We start from the raw sequence: 16,696 nt of genomic DNA, 5'->3' as shown, positions 1-16,696 counted from the left end.
AACCTGCCCATGGAGCGGTCCGGCCACCCCCCGGGGGGCGGGAAGATCAGGCGTCGGTGCTGGTAGCGGCGAATTCCCACAGGATCGGCGTCGAGGTCACCGCTGCGGTGGCGGGGGCATTGGCGGCCAGTTCGGCGGAGAAACACAGCCAGCGATAGTCTCCGGCGCCGACGGTGGTGCTCAGCACCTGTGTGGACGCGGCCCCGATCGTGGTGCCGGCACCGAAGGGCGCACCGGCGCCGCACGCCGGGGCGGCGGCGCCGGTGCCGAGCTCGGCCACGCGTACGGTCACCAGGTTCGCCAGCGCCGAGGTGTCGGCGTTGGTTTTGGTCACGGTGATGTCGGCGCCGAAATTGCCTTCGACTTCCTGCAGGCCCACCAGCTGATAGACCGGCTCGGCCGGAACCAGGGCGTTGGCCTGCTGGGTGAAGGTCATCGTCCCGGCCGCGTCAGCGGTGAGGTATTCGGCCCAGGTGCTGCCGCCGTCGAAGGAGCCCTGGATGTTGAACGAGCTACCGCCGGTGCCGAATTCGGAACTTCCCCAGACGGTGTCGCTCCAAGCGGCCAGGGTGACGGCAGCGCCGACCCCCAGGACGAGGCCGGAGGCCAGGACGGCGCGGATCTTACGACGCTTGCGGGTGGAGTCGACAGAGGTCATCTCATCACTTCTCTAGAACGGGAGACAGAAAGTCGGCGGCGATACAGGCCTGCCATAACGACTATGGCAAAACAGACCGGTCTCGTTACAGCTTTCAAAAAATAGGATTATGGCGTGCGCCACGAAAGCGAATATCAAGATCGACAATTCGTCGATGTCGCTTTAGGTGTAAATGTCCACATAAATACGCACGAACCCGTAGGGGCGAACTCTCGCCTGCATCAAAGTTCACGAGAGCACCCCCTCCGGTGACGGTGCCCGACACGTCGGTTCCGCCACTCGCGGCGACGAACCTCTGCGGCGCGCCACCGATCACCACCTGGCCGGCGACGCGGCACTTGGCGCTGTCGGATCGGCTGCTCGACGGTATCGCGATGAGCTGTCCGCACGTGATCCTCATCGGGCATTACAGGGTGAGACGATCCCGACAAACAACTACAGACCTGCTCCGGAAAGTTCGCACAGCGGGCTCGGCACTACACCGGGTCTGCTGTGCCGCCAAGACCGGCCGAGGAAGCATCGTCACCTCCCCTCGACTGGGCAGGCATATCGCCACGCGACATACCGAGGACACGAGTCGGTAACGAACAGGCCGCTTCGGCATCATTCAGGTGTCGAAGGCGACACGGCGGGGATTGCTGGACCAGCCTCCGACACCGAATGCACAATCCGATCCCGAACTGCCCCAGAAGGAAATGCATATGCTTCTCGGATCTCTCGCCCTGACCCTTGGCCGCCTGCCCGCAGGATTGGGCATCGCGCTCTGACCGCCCCTCTACCACGCATCCGCGGTCACCTTTGCGTCCCAACGCCGATGCAGGTCACAGGGGCATAGTTCGAGGAGGTTTCATGGTCTCGCCTCGTCGTCATCCCTCCCCGGAGCTACCGGCCCAAGTGCTGACCATGAGCGATCTCGAAGCAGTACTGTGGCCGTTGACCGGGCTCGCCCCGACCGAGAGCGATCTCGCGGCGGTCGGGTCTCTGCTCGCCCCTGCCACACCCGGGGGCGAGTCCTCATCTGGGGATGCCCCCGGCGACATAGCTACTCGCCGATGACATGCGCGGCGCACCTCACTCGAGGGACGCGTCGCCGACCGGATGAAGTGTTATCGCCGGCGGATGGGTATACGTTCGCGGCGGCCGCACGGGCCCCTGCCGAGTGCGGCCGCCACCACTCACCGTCGATTTTTCGGGTACCCCGAGTTCCCCGACAGGTGAGTGATTCCCTGGCGGGTCGAAGGATGGTCCCCGGCGCCCCGTCGGGGACCATCACCTTTCTGCTGCTGGGCTGTGCGTGCAGCGGACGACACCGTGGCCACTCTCGGCGCGTGGAGGACAGGACGCCAGCCATCGGCGACGCCGCCGATGCGATGACCGACGATGAGCTCGAGATCGCGATTGCGGCGCTGCACGCCCGTGAGCGGGAACTTCTCGTCGCCGTGGACAGCGAGGCGGCGTTCAATCTGATGGGCACGAAGTTCGTTCTGCTGTCCACGTTGGAAGGCACCGGCTGACCTACATACGCGACACGACTCGCGACGCGCCCGTGGACATCCGTCCGGAGGTGATGACGATGCCGTGGTGGGTGCCGGGGCAAAGCCAGCGGCTCAGCGTCGGTCCCTCCGCCGCGACGGTCACCCGCGCGTAACGGAACTTCCCCCGCAGCCGGGCGGTGGCGCGTTCGACGGCGCCGCCGGGGATCGGCTGGGCGAAGGTCAGTCCACCTGTGATCGGCAGTTCCGGGCCCTTCGGCGCGGCCGAGGTGGCCACGCTCCATCGGGCGCCGGTCGCGGAGAAATCGCCGAGGACGTCGCCGTCGAACTTCGCGAGCACCTTCGGCAGCTTCCAGTGTTCGCGACCACCGTGTACCGACGGCTCGGAGTCGACGGCGATGAACGGCACCGCCATCGCCGGGATCAGGTCGCGGCGCAGCACCGGGCTGGCCAGCACCTCGCGGTACGGCCCGACCGGCGAGTCGAGGTAGTCGACCATCATCGCGAGGGTGATGGGCAGGGTCGCGCCGGTCGGCCCGTACTGGGAGGCGTCCGGGGTGCTGCGATGCCACCACAGGGCGGCCCGCACGGAGGCCGGCCATGGCGGTGGCGGCGAGACCGGATAGTCGGTGCGTTCGTCCTCGCTCTCAGGCACTGTCCAGAGCACGGGCGCTCTCCTTCCGAACGGGGGTGATGGGCAGTCGCAGCGCCGCCGGGGCCTCGACGGGCACGACCGGACGCACGGGCTGCACGGGCTGCACGGGTTCGTAGGCCGACCCGAGCGGAGGCCGGTTGTCCTTCTCCCCCTTGTTCGGCCACAGCGCCAGCGCACGTTCGGCCTGCGCGGTGATCGTGAGGGACGGGTTCACGCCGAGGTTGGCGCTCACCGCGGAGCCGTCGACGACGTGCAGACCCTTGTGCCCATAGACACGCAGGTACGGGTCGACGGTGCCGGTACGCGGCGAATCGCCGATCGCGCCCCCGCCGAGGAAGTGCGCGGTCATCGGGATGTCGAACAGGTCGGCGATCGAACCACCGGCGTCGCCGTCGATCTTGTCGGCGACGCGGCGGACCGCTTCGTGGCCCACCGGAATCCACTCGGGCGGCGGAGTGCCCGGCCCCTGCTTGCTGGTCAGGCCCCGGCCGATCGGCGTGCGCCGGGTCGCGAGCTCGAGAGAGTTGTCGTCGGTCTGCATCACGAGAGCGATGACCGTGCGCTCGGACCAGTTCCGGACCGACAGCGAGCGGAGGAAGGCGGCGGGATTCTTCGCGGCGACACCGAAGAACTTCAGCAGTCGCGGCATCCGCGTGCCACCGTCGACGAGCAGCGCCTGGAGCAGACCGATCAGGTTGCTGCCCTTGCCGTACCGCACCGGTTCGATGTGGGTGTGGTCGTCCGGGTGGAAGGACGACGTGATGGCCACGCCCTTCGTGTAGTCGACGACGCGATCCTGCGCGGTCGCGGCGAGCACCGCCTCGGAGTTGGTGCGCACCACGGTGCCGAGGGCCGGAGACAGGTTCGGCAGGTCGCCGGTCTCGCGGCTCGCGAGCAGCAGGCGCGCCGTACCGTAGGTACCGGCCGCGATCACCACCTGGTCGGCGGTGAAGACCTTGCGGCGCTTCCTGATGCCGTTCGTGCTGCGGGTGTGGACCTCATACCCACCACTGGTACGGGGCACCACACGGGTCACCGTCGTGAGGGCGTGGATGTGCGCGCCGGCCTTCTCCGCGAGGTAGAGGTAGTTCTTGACGAGCGTGTTCTTCGCTCCCACACGGCAACCCGTCATGCAGCTGCCGCACTCCGTGCAGCCGGTGCGGTCGGGGCCGGCTCCACCGAAGAACGGGTCGGGCACCGTCCTGCCGGGCTCGTCGAAGAACACACCGACCGGGGTGGTCGTGTAGGTGTGGCCGACACCCATCTCGTCGGCGACCTGGCGCATCACCTCGTCCGCGGGCGTGATGCTGGGATTGGGGCGGACGCCGAGCATCCGTGCCGCCTGGTCGTAGTACGGCGTCAGTTCCGCTTCCCAATCGGTGATGTGACCCCACTGCGGGTCGCGGAAGAAGGGCGTCGGCGGCTTGTACAGGGTGTTGGCGTAGTTCAGCGCCCCGCCGCCCACACCGGCTCCCGCCATGACGAGCACGTTGGGCAGCAGGTGCATGCGCTGTACCCCGTAGCATCCCACCTGCGGCGCCCACAGGTACTTGCGCAGCCGCCAGCTCGTCTCGGGCAGCTCGTCGTCCTCGAAACGCCGTCCGGCCTCGAGAACTCCTATCTTGTATCCCTTCTCGGTGGCGCGCAGTGCTGCGACGCTGCCGCCGAATCCGGATCCGATGACGAGGACGTCGTAATGGGTCATGCGCCCGCTCCTGCCGTCGCTCTGCTTCATGCGCCCGCCCCTGCCGTCGCTCGGTGTTCCGTGTAGCTCTCCGGGTCGAACTGCTTGGTCCGCGCCCGGTACTGCCACGTGAAGGTCGGCCACATCACGGAATTGCGGCCCTTCTCGTCGATGTACCAGCTGCTGCAGCCACCCTGGTTCCAGACCGTGTTGTTCAGCGCCGGGTCGAGATCGGCGGTGTAGCGGCGCACCGCGTCGTCGCGCACCTCCACGGCCGAGATGCCGTGACGCTCCATCGTGCGCAGCGCGTCGGAGATGTAGTTGGCCTGGGATTCGAGCATGTACACGATCGAGCTGTGGCCGAGATTGGTGTTGGGGCCGTACATGAGGAACAGATTGGGGAAGCCGGGCACGGTGATGCCGAGATAGGCCGAGGGGCTGCCGTCCCAGGTCTCGGCGAGGGTGCGGCCGTCGCCACCGCGGATATGGTGCGCGACCGGCGGTTCCGTCGGCGTGAAACCGGTACCGAAGATGATGGTGTCGACCGGGTACTCGGTGCCCTTGTCGTCGACGACACCGTTCTCGGTGACCGCTGCCAGACCGGAGGACACCACGTCCACCTTCGGGCGGGTGATGGCCGGGAACCAGTCGTTGGACAACAGGATCCGCTTGCAGGTGATCGCGAAATCGGGGGTCAGGCGCTTGCGCAGCTCAGGATCGCGCACGTTCTTGCGCAGCACCTGGCGTGCCCGGACCTCGAACAGCGGCAGGAGGTACTTGCGGGCGAAGGGCTTCGTCATGCCGACGACGTAGATCTCCCTGTGCCCGTACACGAATCCGCGCATGAGCTTCTGAGCCAGGGAGAAGCGCCGGTAGAGCGTGCGGACCGACCGCGCGATGACGTGGTCGTGCTTGGGCATCACCCAGGAGGCCGTGCGCTGGAACAGCGTGAGATGTTCGACGCGGTCGACGATCGCCGGCACGAACTGGATGGCCGACGCGCCGGTACCGATGACGGCGACACGCTCACCCGTGAGGTCGTGGTCGTGATCCCACTCGGCCGAATGGAACTTCTTGCCGCGGAACAACTCCAGGCCGGAAACCTTCGGATAGGTGGGTGTGGAGAGGGCGCCGGTCGCGGCGACGAGCACGTCGGCCGTCAGGTCGCCACGGGAGGTGGAGATCCGCCACACGGCACGCTCGGCGTCCCACTGCGCCGCGCGCAGTTCGCACCCGAACATCGTCCGGTCGGTCACGCCCTGCTCACGTGCAACACGGCGGAGGTACGCGTAGATCTCCTCCTGGGTGCCGTACGCTCGCGACCAGTCGGGTTCGGGCGCGAAGGAGAACGAGTACAGCGCGCTCGGAACATCGCATGCGGCACCGGGATAGGTGTTCACGCGCCAGGTTCCGCCGACGTCGTCACCGCGCTCGAGGACGAGGACGTCGGCGTCGGGGTTCTCGCGCAACAGCGTTGCAGTCATACCGATGCCACCGAAGCCCGCGCCGACGACGAGCGTGTGCACGTGATCGGGAAGCAGTGCGAGACTCATTTCATCACCAGCGCCTTCCAGACCGGGAGCAGGCGCTCCCGGAATTCTCGATCGGATTCGGGGGTACGCATCAGGGCCGAGACGGCGAAGCCCCGGGCGATCTCGATGCTGAGGTCGATGTGGTCGGGCGAGACCCGGTCGCCCATGATCTCCAGGCAACCCGTGCGGAGCGCGTCCGACACCTTGTGTTCGAGCGGGATCATCGCCTCGTGCAGGGACGGATCGGTCCGCGCCGCGACCCACAGTTCGAGCGCTGCGGCGAAGAGCGGGCCGGAGAAGGCATCCATGAGCGTTTCGAAGCCGTGCTCCGGATCGGGTCGTGTCTCGAGGATCTCCTGCAGCCGCCTGTCGACGAGGTGCCCGACCGCCGCGACGACAAGGCTCTCCTTCGTCGGGAAGTGGTGGAGCTGGGCGCCTCGCGAGACTCCGGCACGTTTGGCGATGCCCTGCGTGCTGGTTCCCGAATAGCCATGCTCGACGAGCGAGTCGACCGCGGCGTCGAGCAGCTTGGCTCGCGTCGCGGCTGTGCGTTGCGCCTGGGTGCGACCACCGTTCGGCGCAGTGTCCTGGATCACGCATCGCAGCGTAACGGGAAAACAACAAACAGTCCAGACTGCTTGTAAATATTTCTCGGGTATACCGGATCAGGCCCAAAACGCGACGGAGCGGGTGGACCCGAAGAGGTCCACCCGCTCCGTCGAGAAGGCCGGAAGGTCGCCTAGACGAGCAGCTCAGCGATCTGGATGGTGTTGAGAGCAGCACCCTTGCGCAGATTGTCGCCCGAGACGAAGAGCGCGAGACCGCGGCCCTCAGGAGCACCCGGATCCTGACGGATGCGGCCCACGAGCGAGACGTCGTCGCCCGCTGCGGCGAGCGGGGTCGGCACGTCGACGAGGCGGACGCCCGGAGCGTTCGCGAGCAGCTCCTGCGCACGCTCGACCGACAGCGGCCGCTCGAACTCGGCGTTGATCGACAGCGAGTGGCCGGTCACGACGGGAACGCGCACGCACGTGCCCGACACGAGCAGGTCCGGCAGGCCGAGGATCTTGCGCGACTCGTTGCGCAGCTTCTGGTCCTCGTCGGTCTCACCCGTTCCGTCGTCGACGATCGAGCCGGCGAGCGGCACGACGTTGAACGCGATGGGCGCGACGTACTTGTTCGGGGCCGGGAAGTCGACGGCGTCGCCCGCGTGGACGAGCTTGTCGGCCTCGTCGGCGACGGCACGCACCTGGCCGACGAGTTCCTCGACGCCCGCCAGTCCGCTACCGGAGACCGCCTGGTAGCTCGACACGATCAGGCGCTGGAGTCCGGCCTCGTCGTGCAGTGCCTTGAGCACCGGCATCGCGGCCATCGTGGTGCAGTTCGGGTTGGCGATGATGCCCTTCGGTGGGTTCTTCACCTGCTCCGGGTTGACCTCGCTGACGACGAGCGGAACCTCGGGGTCCTTGCGCCATGCCGACGAGTTGTCGACGACGATCGCACCGGCGGCCGCGAAGCGCGGAGCCTGTTCCTTGGAGAGGGTGCCACCGGCCGAGAACAGCGCGATGTCGATGCCCTTCAGATCCTCGTCGGAGGTCGCCGCGACGTCCTCGACCACGATCTCCTCACCGCGGAACGGTAGCTTCTTGCCGGCCGAGCGGGCCGACGCGAAGAACCGAACCGTGTCGGCCGGGAAGTTGCGCTCCTCGAGCAGGGTGCGCATGACGATACCGACCTGCCCCGTGGCGCCTACGACCGCAATGGTCTTGCCCGTCGCTTCGCTCGCCTGATTGGTGGTCACGATTACCGCCCCGTTCCTGCGTGCACGACGGCCTCTTCGTCGCCGCCGAGCTCGAATGCCGCGTGCAGAGCGCGCACGGCGTCGTCGAGTTCGTTGTCATCCACGAGCACGGAGATGCGGATCTCCGACGTCGAGATCAGGTCGATGTTGATGCCGGCGTCGGCGAGAGCCTCGCAGAACTTGGCCGTGACGCCGGGGTGGCTCTTCATGCCGGCACCGACGAGGGAGACCTTGCCGATGTGGTCGTCGAAGAGGACCTGGGTGAAGCCGATGTCGCCCTGCTGCTTGGTGAGGAGCTCGACCGCGCGCGGGCCGTCACTCTTCGGGCAGGTGAAGGTGATGTCGGTCTTGCCGGTCTCGACCTTCGAGATGTTCTGCAGCACCATGTCGATGTTGATCTCGGCGTCGGCGACGGCGCGGAACACCTTGGCGGCGTAACCGGGGGTGTCGGGGATACCGACGACGGTGATCTTCGCTTCGCTGCGATCGTGCGCAACGCCGGTGATCAGGGCCTCTTCCACAGGGATGTCCTCCATCGATCCGGACACCATGGTGCCGGGCTTGGTGGTGTACGACGAACGAACGTGCACGGGCACGTTGTAGCGGCGGGCGTACTCCACGCACCGCAGCATGAGAACCTTCGCGCCGCACGCGGCGAGCTCGAGCATCTCCTCGAAGGAGACCTTCTCGAGGCGCTGCGCGTCCTTGACGATGCGCGGGTCCGCGGAGAACACGCCGTCGACGTCGGTGTAGATCTCGCAGACGTCCGCGTTCAACGCGGCGGCGAGTGCGACGGCGGTCGTGTCCGAACCGCCACGACCGAGAGTCGTGATGTCCTTGCTGTCCTGGCTCACACCCTGGAAGCCGGCGACCAGCACGATGCTGCCCTCGTCGAGGGCGGTGCGCACACGGCCGGGGGTGACGTCGATGATCTTCGCCTTGCCGTGACTGCCCGTGGTGATCACGCCCGCCTGGGAACCGGTGAACGACCGGGCCTCGGCGCCGAGCGAGTGGATCGCCATCGCGACGAGGGAGTTGGAGATGCGCTCACCGGAGGTGAGGAGCATGTCCATTTCGCGGGCCGGCGGGGCCGGGCACACCTGCTGTGCGAGATCGAGGAGTTCGTCGGTCGTGTCTCCCATAGCCGAGACGACGACCACGACGTCGTTGCCCGCCTTCTTGGTCTCGACGATCCTTTCAGCGACGCGCCGGATCCGCTCGGCCGTCGCGACCGAGGATCCTCCGTACTTCTGGACGACGAGTGCCACGCTGGCCAACCTCCGGGTCTCGGGAACAAGTCCAGTGGCCCAGCTTACCGACCCCGGCTTCCATCGACCCGGGGCGTCTCAGGAAAGTGTCGTGCGCAACAGGATGACGTTGTAGTCGCCCCACCGCGAGGCGGTGAAGTAGAGATCCGTATCCGTGGACCACGGGTGGATGAACGGAGCGTAGAGACCACCGATCTCGCGGTGGGGGACCAGCACGCGGGCCTCGCTCCACGGCCCCTCGGGTCTCGCGGACGTCCTCATCTCGATCGTGCCGTTCGCCTCGTTGCCGTAGAGCATGACGAACTCACCGCCCAGGAACTGCACCGACATCTCCCCGACGGCGGGTGGCACGTCCGGTGTGGCAGCTGCTGCACCGTTCGCGGGAGTGCCCCGAGCCGCGGTCCTGATGATCCCGTGCCGGTGATCCCGTGCCGAAGGATCCGGAGCCCGAACCCGAGCCGGGGAGTTCCCGAGTCGCAGGGTTGGGCGTGCGCCGCGGGGGGCGGAGACCGCTATGAGTCCGAGTGCGAGCAGTGCAGGTACCGCTGTCAGGCACGTTCGTATCGATCGGGTCACGACATCACCGCCGCCCGGTCACACGGGACGCATGCGTGTGGGAGGTGCCACTTGGTCGAGGTGGGGTATGGCGCGATACACTGCTGGGCATGCAGCGCGTGCTTCTCCTCGGCCGCCGCGGCGGGATCTGACCAGACCGGCTTCCCGTCGCGGGGTTTCGACGCGCCGGTCGATATTCGATCTGGGCCCACAGGTCCCCTTTTCTCTTTGGAGTTACGTCATGTCACCCGCCGACGCTTTCACCTCCGGCTCGCGCACCATCACGCCGCCGAGCAAGCCGGCCCCGGCCGACCAGCCGTCGTGGAACAAGCAGAAGAACTCGTCGATGCCGACCTACCGGTACCGGCCGTTCGCCGAGGAAGTCGAGTCGATCTCGCTGCCCGACCGCACCTGGCCCGACAAGATCATCGATCGCGCCCCGGCGTGGTGCGCCGTGGACCTGCGCGACGGCAACCAGGCGCTGATCGACCCGATGAGCCCCGCCCGTAAGCGGCGCATGTTCGATTTGCTCGTACGCATGGGCTACAAGGAGATCGAGGTCGGTTTCCCGTCCGCGAGCCAGACCGATTTCGATTTCGTCCGCGAGATCATCGAGGACGGCGCGATTCCCGACGATGTCACCATCCAGGTGCTGACGCAGTCCCGCCCCGAACTGATCAAGCGCACCTTCGAGGCGTGCGCCGGGGCGCAGAACGTGATCGTGCACTTCTACAACTCGACGTCGATCCTGCAACGTCGCGTGGTGTTCCGCGCCGACAAGGAGACCGTCGAGAAGATCGCGACCGACGCCGCGGAGCTGGTGCTCGAAGAGGCGAAGAACCACCCCGACACCAACTGGCGCTGGGAGTACTCCCCCGAGTCGTACACCGGAACCGAGCTGTCGTACGCCAAGGATGTCTGCGACGCGGTCGTCGAGACCTTGGGCGCGACCCCCGAGAACCCGGTGATCATCAACCTGCCTGCCACCGTCGAGATGGCCACCCCCAACGTCTACGCCGACTCGATCGAGTGGATGCACCGCAACCTGGCGAAGCGCGACTCGATCATCCTGTCGCTGCACCCGCACAACGACCGCGGCACGGGTGTCGCCGCGGCCGAGCTGGGCTACCAGGCCGGTGCCGACCGCATCGAGGGCTGCCTCTTCGGCAACGGTGAGCGCACCGGCAACGTCTGCCTGGTGACCCTGGGCATGAATATGTTCAGCCGTGGCGTCGACCCGCAGATCGACTTCTCGAACATCGACGAGATCCGCCGCACGGTCGAGTACTGCAACCAGCTGCCCGTCCACGAGCGCCACCCCTACGGTGGCGACCTGGTCTACACCGCCTTCTCCGGCAGCCACCAGGACGCGATCAACAAGGGCATCGACGCGATGAAGGTCGACGCCGAAGCCGCCGGTGTCGACGTCGACGACCACACCTGGGCCGTGCCCTACCTGCCGATCGACCCGAAGGACGTCGGCCGCACCTACGAGGCCGTGATCCGCGTGAACTCGCAGTCCGGCAAGGGCGGCATCGCGTACATCATGAAGCACGACCACGGCCTGAACCTGCCGCGTCGCCTGCAGATCGAGTTCTCGCAGGCCGTGCAGAAGGTCACCGACGGTGATGGTGGCGAGGTCAGCCCCAAGGAGATGTGGGACATCTTCCACGAGGAGTACCTGGCCCCGGTCTCGCCGCTCGAGCGCATCCGGCAGAAGGTCACCGCGGCCGAGACCGACGACGGTGAGGACAGCATCGCCGCCGTGCTGAAGGTCGACGGCGTGGAGAAGGAGATCTCCGGCAGCGGCAACGGCCCGCTGGCGGCCTTCGTCGACGCCCTCGAGTCGCTGGGTTACCAGGTGGCCGTTCGCGGTTACGCCGAGCACGCCATGTCCGCCGGCGACGACGCCAACGCCGCGGCCTACGTCGAGGCCGACGTCACGCGTCCCGACGGCACGACCGTCCTGGTGTGGGGCGTGGGCATCGCCCCGTCGATCACCACGGCGTCGCTGCGCGCGATGGTCTCCGCGGTGAACCGCTCGCACCGCTGATCCGTCTCCGAACCGAATGCGGTGGACCCATGAGGGTCCACCGCATTCGTCGTTTTCGGGGATTTTCACCCCGACAATTCATCTCGCAAATACCGTTTCGGGCAATTACCGCACTCTCCGGAAAGATACAGTTCCGAATGTTCGACGAGAACGAACCCGTTCACGGGTGATATCCGTCGAATTCCGCAATTTTCGTCCCGCAGAGTCGTTCTGCTCGAACCCGGAGTGTGCGTATGGAGTTCATGGACATCATCTGGTACATCATCGTCTGCTTCGCATTCATCGCGTACCTCATCATGCTGTGGATGATCATCGGGGATCTGTTCCGCAACCGCGAACAGTCCGGCTGGGTCAAGGCGATCTGGATCGTCTTCCTGTTCGTCTTCCCGTGGCTCACGGGCCTGATCTATCTGATCGTCCACGGCACCGGAATGGCAGAGCGCTCCGCGAAGGAGGCCGCGCAGTACAAGGCCGTGCAGGACGACTACATCCGCTCGGTCGCCGGCAAGTCGCCCGCCGAACACATCGCCGACGCGAAGAAGCTGCTCGACGAGGGTGTCATCGACCAGGCCGAGTTCGACGCACTGAAGGCCAAGGCACTCGCCTGATCCCGCGCGACCACCCGTTCGTTCACATCGACAGCTTCCGTGCCGCTGCGGTCCGGAAGCTGTCGAGCACGGCACCCACGGCTGGGCGTCGCGACGCTCCCGGGCGGGTGACGAGCTCGTAGAGCCGCGCCGCACGTACACCGGCCAGCGGCAGGCGCACCAAGGCGGGATGCAGAACCGAGTACCGCGGCAGCAGGGCCACCCCGTGCCCCGCCGCGACGAGTTCCTCGATGACACGGAAGTCGTTGATGCGGTGCACAACCCGAGCACGGATGCCCGTCACCGCCGCGACGGAGAGCAACACGTCGTCGACGGGGAATCCACCCCGCACGCTGATCCAGCGCTCCCCCCCCAGTTCGTCGACCTGCACGCGGTCCTGCGCCGCGAGCCGGTGCCCGGGAGGGAGGACGACATCGATCGGTTCGCGCATGAGCGTCTCGACGTGGACACGCGGACCGGACAGCGGAGCCGAACGCTCGTCGCGGTGGGTGAGCACCACGTCGTAGTCGGCGAGCAGTGCGGGCGCGGCCGAGGCCGGGACGTCCTCGTCACTCACGTCCAACTCGACGCCGATCGCCCCGGCCGCCTCGAGCACGGCCGACAGCAGGAGTGCTGCCCCGGAGGGGAACGACGCCACGCGCACCCGTCCGCGGGGCGACCGCGCATAGGCGGTCATCTCGTCGGCGGCCCGGTCGAGGGCGTCGAGCACCTCGTCGGCGCGCACCACGAGCGCACGACCCGCATCGGTGAACCGCAGGCGTCGGCCGTCGGGTTCGAGCAGGGGCACTCCCGCCTCCCGGGCGAGCACCTTGAGCTGCTGCGAGACGGCTGACGGTGTCATCGACAACGCTGCGGCTGTCGCAGCCACGGTTCCGCGGTCGGCGAGTTCGCGCAGTATTCGCAATCGCACGACATCCATGTAGTAAAACTACACACTTTCTTCAGGAACATTCGCTTGTCCTGATTGTTTCCTGCGCAAAGAATTGACGGCATGTCGTTCCGGGACCGTCTGCTCGCGTTCACCGTCGTGGTGCTCTGGGGATGCAACTTCCTCGCGATCAGACTGGGCCTCGACCACTTCCCGCCGTTCTTCTTCGCCGGACTGCGCTTCGCGATCATCGCCGTCCCGGTCCTGCTGTTCGTCCCGCGCCCCGCCGTTCCCCTGCGCTGGCTCCTGCTCTACGGCGCCGGGTTCGGCTTCGCCCAGTTCGCCTTCCTGTTCTGGGCGATGGAGGCCGGTCTACCCACGGGCCTCGCGTCGCTCGTACTGCAGTCGTCCGCGCCCTTCACGGTCCTGCTCGCCGTACTGTTCCTGCGCGAACGGCTCGACGGTGTCCGCCTCGCCGGTCTCGTCGTCGCCGTGTCCGGCATGGTGATCGTCGCCGTAGGGCAGGGCGCCGCGGACGCGAGCCTGATCCCCATGACCCTCGCCGTGCTCGCCGGTCTGTCGTGGGCGGTCGGCAACATCGCGACCCGCAAGGCGGGCGCTGCCGACCCCATGCGCCTGATGCTGTGGATGTGCGTCGTGCCCGTGCTCCCCTTCTTCGGGATCTCCTGGTTCGCCGAGGGCCCGCATGTCTGGTCCACCCTCGGCACCGCCGTCACCACCGTGGACGGGGGCCTGGCGCTGGCCGGACTCATCTACGTCGTCCTGGCGGGCACGATCGCCGGCACCGGCATCTACGCCTCGCTGCTGTCGCGCTATCCCGCCGGGACCGTCGCGCCGCTCTCCCTCATGGTGCCGGTCGTCGGGTTCACCGTCGCGTGGATCACGCTCGGCGAGCGACCGGCACCGTCCTCCCTGATCGGCGGTGTGATCGTCATCGTCGGAGCCCTCGCCGCCCAGGGCGGACACCGCAGTGTGACGAGCAGGACGCTCCTCCGGCGACACAACGCTCCCGCGCCTGTGGAACACTCGCCGACGTGGGAACCAGCACAGGAATCACCGCACGTGGACGGCTCGCATTGCGCGCAGCCCGAGCCGCCGCGTGGGCGTCCCAGAAGGCCGGACGCGGTAAGGGCTCGATGATCGGAGGGCTCGTCGCCCTGAAGATCGACCCGGCACTGATGAAGCAGCTCGGCCACGGCCGGCAGACCGTGCTCGTCACCGGGACGAACGGCAAGTCCACAACGACCCGTATGACGGCCGCCGCGCTCGAGACGATCGATTCGGTCGTCACCCAGGCGGACGGCGCGAACATGGACGCCGGGATCGTCGCCGCGCTCGCCACCGATCTCCGGGCGCCGCTCGCCGCGATCGAAGTCGACGAACTCCACACCCCGCACGTCGCCGACGCCCTCGAGCCCCGCGCGATCGTGCTGCTCAACCTCACCCGCGACCAGCTCGACCGGGTCGGCGAGATCAACATGATCGAGCGGAAGCTGCGTGAGGGCCTGAAGCGGCATCCCGACGCCGTGATCGTCGCGAACTGCGACGACGTGCTCGTCACGTCCGCCGCCTACGACAACCCGAACGTCGTGTGGGTCGCCGCCGGCGCCGGCTGGGCCAACGACTCGGTGAGCTGCCCGCGCACGGGCGAGCCGATCGCTCGCGAAGGCGACCACTGGTACAGCACCGGCTCCGACTTCGCCCGGCCGACACCGGACTGGTGGGTCGACGACGAGAACCTGTACGGACCGGACGGCCTCGTCCTCCCGCTGAAGCTGACCCTCCCCGGTCGCGCCAACCGGGGCAACGCCGCCCAGGCGGTCGCGGCCGCCGTCGCCCTCGGTGCCGATCCGGCGAAGGCCGTCGCTGCCGCCTCGGTCGTCGAAGAGGTCGCCGGTCGCTACAAGACGGTGCAGGTCGGACCGCATTCGGTGCACATGCTGCTCGCTAAGAACCCCGCCGGCTGGCAGGAGGCCCTGTCGATGATCGACCCGACCGTCGACGGCCTGGTGATCGCCGTCAACGGTCAGGTGCCCGACGGTGAGGACCTGTCGTGGCTGTGGGACGTCCGCTTCGAACACTTCGAAGGCGTGCAGGTGGTGGCAGCCGGAGAACGCGGCACCGATCTCGCCGTCCGCCTGACCTACGCGGGTGTCGAGCACACGCTGGTGCCGGATCCGCTGAAGGCCATCGCCTCGTGCCCTCCCGGCCGCGTGGAGGTGCTCGCCAACTACACCGCGTTCCGCGATCTCAACACCGCCATCGCCAGGAGAGCTGCCCATGTCTGAGTCGACCGTCCGCATCGGACTCGTCCTGCCCGACGTGATGGGCACCTACGGCGACGGAGGCAACGCCCTGGTGCTGCGCCAGCGCCTGCGGATGCGCGGTCACGACGCCGAGATCGTCGAGATCGGACTGAACGATCCCGTCCCCGAGTCCCTCGATCTCTACACCCTCGGTGGTGCCGAGGACGCCGCGCAGCGACTGGCCACGCGGCACCTGCAGCGTTATCCGGGTCTGCAGCGCGCCGCCGAGCGCGGAACGCCCGTGCTGGCCATCTGTGCCGCGATCCAGGTGCTCGGCCACTGGTACGAGACGTCCTCGGGCGAACGCGTCGACGGTGTCGGCATCCTCGACGCGACCACCTCACCGCAGCAGACCCGCGCGATCGGCGAGATCGTCATCCGCCCCACCCTCTCCGGCCTCACCCAGCCGCTGACGGGATTCGAGAACCACCGCGGTGGAACGACTCTCGGGTCCGATGCCACCGGACTCGGCCGCGTCGACCGCGGTGTCGGCAACGGCGTGGGCGACGGACTCGAAGGTGCCGTGCAGGGTTCGGTGATCGGCACCTATCTGCACGGTCCCGTGCTCGCCCGCAATCCCGAGCTCGCCGATCATCTCCTGATGCGCGCTCTGGGAGTCGACTCGCTGCCGCCGCTGGATCTGCCCGAGGTCGATCTGCTGCGGCAGGAACGGTTGCGCGCCTGAGTGATCAACCGTGCGCGGCGATGTGTTCGAGGACCAGCCGCGCGAGCTTCTCCGGCTCCTCGTCGGGAATCCAGTGGCTCGTACCGACGAGCGTTTCCCGTCGGTACGGCCCACTGACGTAGTGGGCCGTCGCGTCGACCCCGGCGGATCCGATCGCCCGCTGGTGAAGAACGAGCGCATGAACGCCGTCGGATGCGGAACGGACACCGCCGTCACGGTGCGGACGAGATCGGGACGATGCGCCGCGAGCACCCACGCGACGGCGGCTCCCCAGTCGTGGCCGACAACGTGCGCGCGACCACCGGGTACCGACTCGATGAGCGCCGCGACGTCGCCGACGAGCAGGTCGAGGCCGTAGTCACGGCGGCGGGGTGGTGGGGCGCCGGGCGAGTAGCCGCGCTGATCCGGGGCGAAGGTGCGAACCCCGCGGCGTGCAAGTGGGGCGCGACCGCCTCCCAGACGCCCTGTGCAACCCCTGCTGCAGTCGCGGCGATCGGCCCCGAAACCTC

The 16,696-nt window shown here is 67.6% G+C and carries 16 protein-coding genes and 1 pseudogene; 6 read left to right on the top strand and 11 right to left on the bottom strand.

Translation table 11 applies throughout. The features are described from left to right. Window positions 1-46 precede the first annotated feature (46 nt). Window positions 47-658, bottom strand: a complete 612-nt coding sequence (locus IM25_RS08230) for a SipW-dependent-type signal peptide-containing protein (RefSeq protein ID WP_052040110.1) — start codon at window positions 656-658, stop codon at window positions 47-49. A 1,328-nt stretch (window positions 659-1,986) separates the two neighbouring features. On the opposite strand from IM25_RS08230, the gene IM25_RS08225 reads away from it, so the two are divergent. Beyond that, a complete protein-coding gene (locus IM25_RS08225; protein WP_019290238.1) occupies window positions 1,987-2,172 on the top strand; it encodes a hypothetical protein in 186 nt (61 codons plus the stop codon). A 1-nt stretch (window position 2,173) separates the two neighbouring features. On the opposite strand, the gene IM25_RS08220 is transcribed toward IM25_RS08225, so the two are convergent. The 7 genes from IM25_RS08220 to IM25_RS27575 form a co-directional block, all read right to left on the bottom strand. Next, window positions 2,174-2,806, bottom strand: coding sequence for a hypothetical protein (locus IM25_RS08220; RefSeq protein ID WP_033097912.1), 633 nt, complete (start codon window positions 2,804-2,806; stop codon window positions 2,174-2,176). After that, the gene (locus IM25_RS08215; RefSeq protein ID WP_065996500.1) at window positions 2,799-4,511 is read right to left on the bottom strand and encodes a GMC family oxidoreductase N-terminal domain-containing protein; all 1,713 of its coding nucleotides are present in this window, start codon (window positions 4,509-4,511) and stop codon (window positions 2,799-2,801) included. Before IM25_RS08215 ends, IM25_RS08220 begins: the two co-directional genes overlap by 8 nt. Before the next feature lie 26 nt (window positions 4,512-4,537). Continuing rightward, entirely contained in the window at window positions 4,538-6,043 is a 1,506-nt protein-coding gene (locus tag IM25_RS08210; protein WP_033097913.1) for a flavin-containing monooxygenase, read from the bottom strand. Continuing rightward, on the bottom strand, window positions 6,040-6,618 hold the full coding sequence (locus tag IM25_RS08205; protein ID WP_033097914.1) for a TetR/AcrR family transcriptional regulator: 579 nt from the start codon (window positions 6,616-6,618) through the stop codon (window positions 6,040-6,042). The genes IM25_RS08210 and IM25_RS08205 overlap by 4 nt, the downstream gene beginning before the upstream one ends. Window positions 6,619-6,761: 143 nt before the next feature. Beyond that, window positions 6,762-7,823 (bottom strand): aspartate-semialdehyde dehydrogenase, encoded by a 1,062-nt coding sequence (locus IM25_RS08200; RefSeq protein WP_071936173.1) that lies wholly within the window; start codon window positions 7,821-7,823, stop codon window positions 6,762-6,764. A 2-nt stretch (window positions 7,824-7,825) separates the two neighbouring features. Continuing rightward, window positions 7,826-9,091, bottom strand: a complete 1,266-nt coding sequence (locus tag IM25_RS08195) for an aspartate kinase (protein WP_006552446.1) — start codon at window positions 9,089-9,091, stop codon at window positions 7,826-7,828. Between the two features lie 78 nt (window positions 9,092-9,169). Beyond that, on the bottom strand, window positions 9,170-9,667 hold the full coding sequence (locus IM25_RS27575) for a DUF4185 domain-containing protein (protein ID WP_442971913.1): 498 nt from the start codon (window positions 9,665-9,667) through the stop codon (window positions 9,170-9,172). A 220-nt stretch (window positions 9,668-9,887) separates the two neighbouring features. On the opposite strand from IM25_RS27575, the gene leuA reads away from it, so the two are divergent. Together leuA and IM25_RS08180 are read left to right on the top strand one after the other, a co-directional pair. Then, entirely contained in the window at window positions 9,888-11,699 is a 1,812-nt protein-coding gene (gene leuA, locus IM25_RS08185) for a 2-isopropylmalate synthase (RefSeq protein ID WP_024102798.1), read from the top strand. Between the two features lie 233 nt (window positions 11,700-11,932). Then, window positions 11,933-12,307, top strand: a complete 375-nt coding sequence (locus IM25_RS08180; RefSeq protein WP_006552449.1) for an SHOCT domain-containing protein — start codon at window positions 11,933-11,935, stop codon at window positions 12,305-12,307. 22 nt (window positions 12,308-12,329) lie between these two features. Here IM25_RS08180 and IM25_RS08175 read toward each other — a convergent pair whose 3' ends face one another. After that, window positions 12,330-13,226: a LysR family transcriptional regulator gene (locus tag IM25_RS08175; RefSeq protein WP_065995942.1), complete on the bottom strand. Its 897-nt coding sequence runs from the start codon at window positions 13,224-13,226 to the stop codon at window positions 12,330-12,332. A 72-nt stretch (window positions 13,227-13,298) separates the two neighbouring features. Between IM25_RS08175 and IM25_RS08170 the strand changes: the two genes are divergently transcribed. Genes IM25_RS08170 through IM25_RS26740 form a run of 3 tightly spaced genes read left to right on the top strand, consistent with a single transcriptional unit; the run spans window position 13,299 to window position 16,187 of the window. Continuing rightward, window positions 13,299-14,336: an EamA family transporter gene (locus IM25_RS08170; RefSeq protein WP_033097916.1), complete on the top strand. Its 1,038-nt coding sequence runs from the start codon at window positions 13,299-13,301 to the stop codon at window positions 14,334-14,336. After that, on the top strand, window positions 14,231-15,484 hold the full coding sequence (locus tag IM25_RS08165) for a Mur ligase family protein (protein WP_024102795.1): 1,254 nt from the start codon (window positions 14,231-14,233) through the stop codon (window positions 15,482-15,484). The genes IM25_RS08170 and IM25_RS08165 overlap by 106 nt, the downstream gene beginning before the upstream one ends. Continuing rightward, window positions 15,477-16,187, top strand: a complete 711-nt coding sequence (locus IM25_RS26740) for a type 1 glutamine amidotransferase (RefSeq protein ID WP_033097917.1) — start codon at window positions 15,477-15,479, stop codon at window positions 16,185-16,187. The genes IM25_RS08165 and IM25_RS26740 overlap by 8 nt, the downstream gene beginning before the upstream one ends. A gap of 4 nt (window positions 16,188-16,191) precedes the next feature. On the opposite strand, the gene IM25_RS27450 is transcribed toward IM25_RS26740, so the two are convergent. Together IM25_RS27450 and IM25_RS27445 are read right to left on the bottom strand one after the other, a co-directional pair. Beyond that, window positions 16,192-16,443 (bottom strand): hypothetical protein, encoded by a 252-nt coding sequence (locus tag IM25_RS27450; protein WP_033097918.1) that lies wholly within the window; start codon window positions 16,441-16,443, stop codon window positions 16,192-16,194. Beyond that, a pseudogene (locus IM25_RS27445) lies at window positions 16,335-16,646 on the bottom strand (alpha/beta fold hydrolase); the annotation flags it as partial. The gene IM25_RS27450 and the pseudogene IM25_RS27445, both read right to left, overlap by 109 nt. Window positions 16,647-16,696: the final 50 nt, after the last annotated feature.

It is taken from the genome of Rhodococcus sp. p52, assembly GCF_000763325.2.
GTDB lineage: Bacteria > Actinomycetota > Actinomycetes > Mycobacteriales > Mycobacteriaceae > Rhodococcus > Rhodococcus pyridinivorans.
The sequence above is the reverse complement of the archived record's forward strand: the minus strand, read 5'-3'. Positions and strand labels throughout refer to the sequence as shown.

Bases quoted from the DNA above. Each gene is read 5' to 3' on its own strand.
- IM25_RS08230 (WP_052040110.1), bottom strand. From the start codon at position 658: ATGACCTCTGTCGACTCCACCCGCAAGCGTCGTAAGATCCGCGCCGTC.
- IM25_RS08215 (WP_065996500.1), bottom strand. From the start codon at position 4,511: ATGACCCATTACGACGTCCTCGTCATCGGATCCGGATTCGGCGGCAGC.
- IM25_RS08210 (WP_033097913.1), bottom strand. From the start codon at position 6,043: ATGAGTCTCGCACTGCTTCCCGATCACGTGCACACGCTCGTCGTCGGC.
- leuA (WP_024102798.1), top strand. From the start codon at position 9,888: ATGTCACCCGCCGACGCTTTCACCTCCGGCTCGCGCACCATCACGCCG.
- IM25_RS08180 (WP_006552449.1), top strand. From the start codon at position 11,933: ATGGAGTTCATGGACATCATCTGGTACATCATCGTCTGCTTCGCATTC.
- IM25_RS08175 (WP_065995942.1), bottom strand. From the start codon at position 13,226: ATGGATGTCGTGCGATTGCGAATACTGCGCGAACTCGCCGACCGCGGA.
- IM25_RS08170 (WP_033097916.1), top strand. From the start codon at position 13,299: ATGTCGTTCCGGGACCGTCTGCTCGCGTTCACCGTCGTGGTGCTCTGG.
- IM25_RS26740 (WP_033097917.1), top strand. From the start codon at position 15,477: ATGTCTGAGTCGACCGTCCGCATCGGACTCGTCCTGCCCGACGTGATG.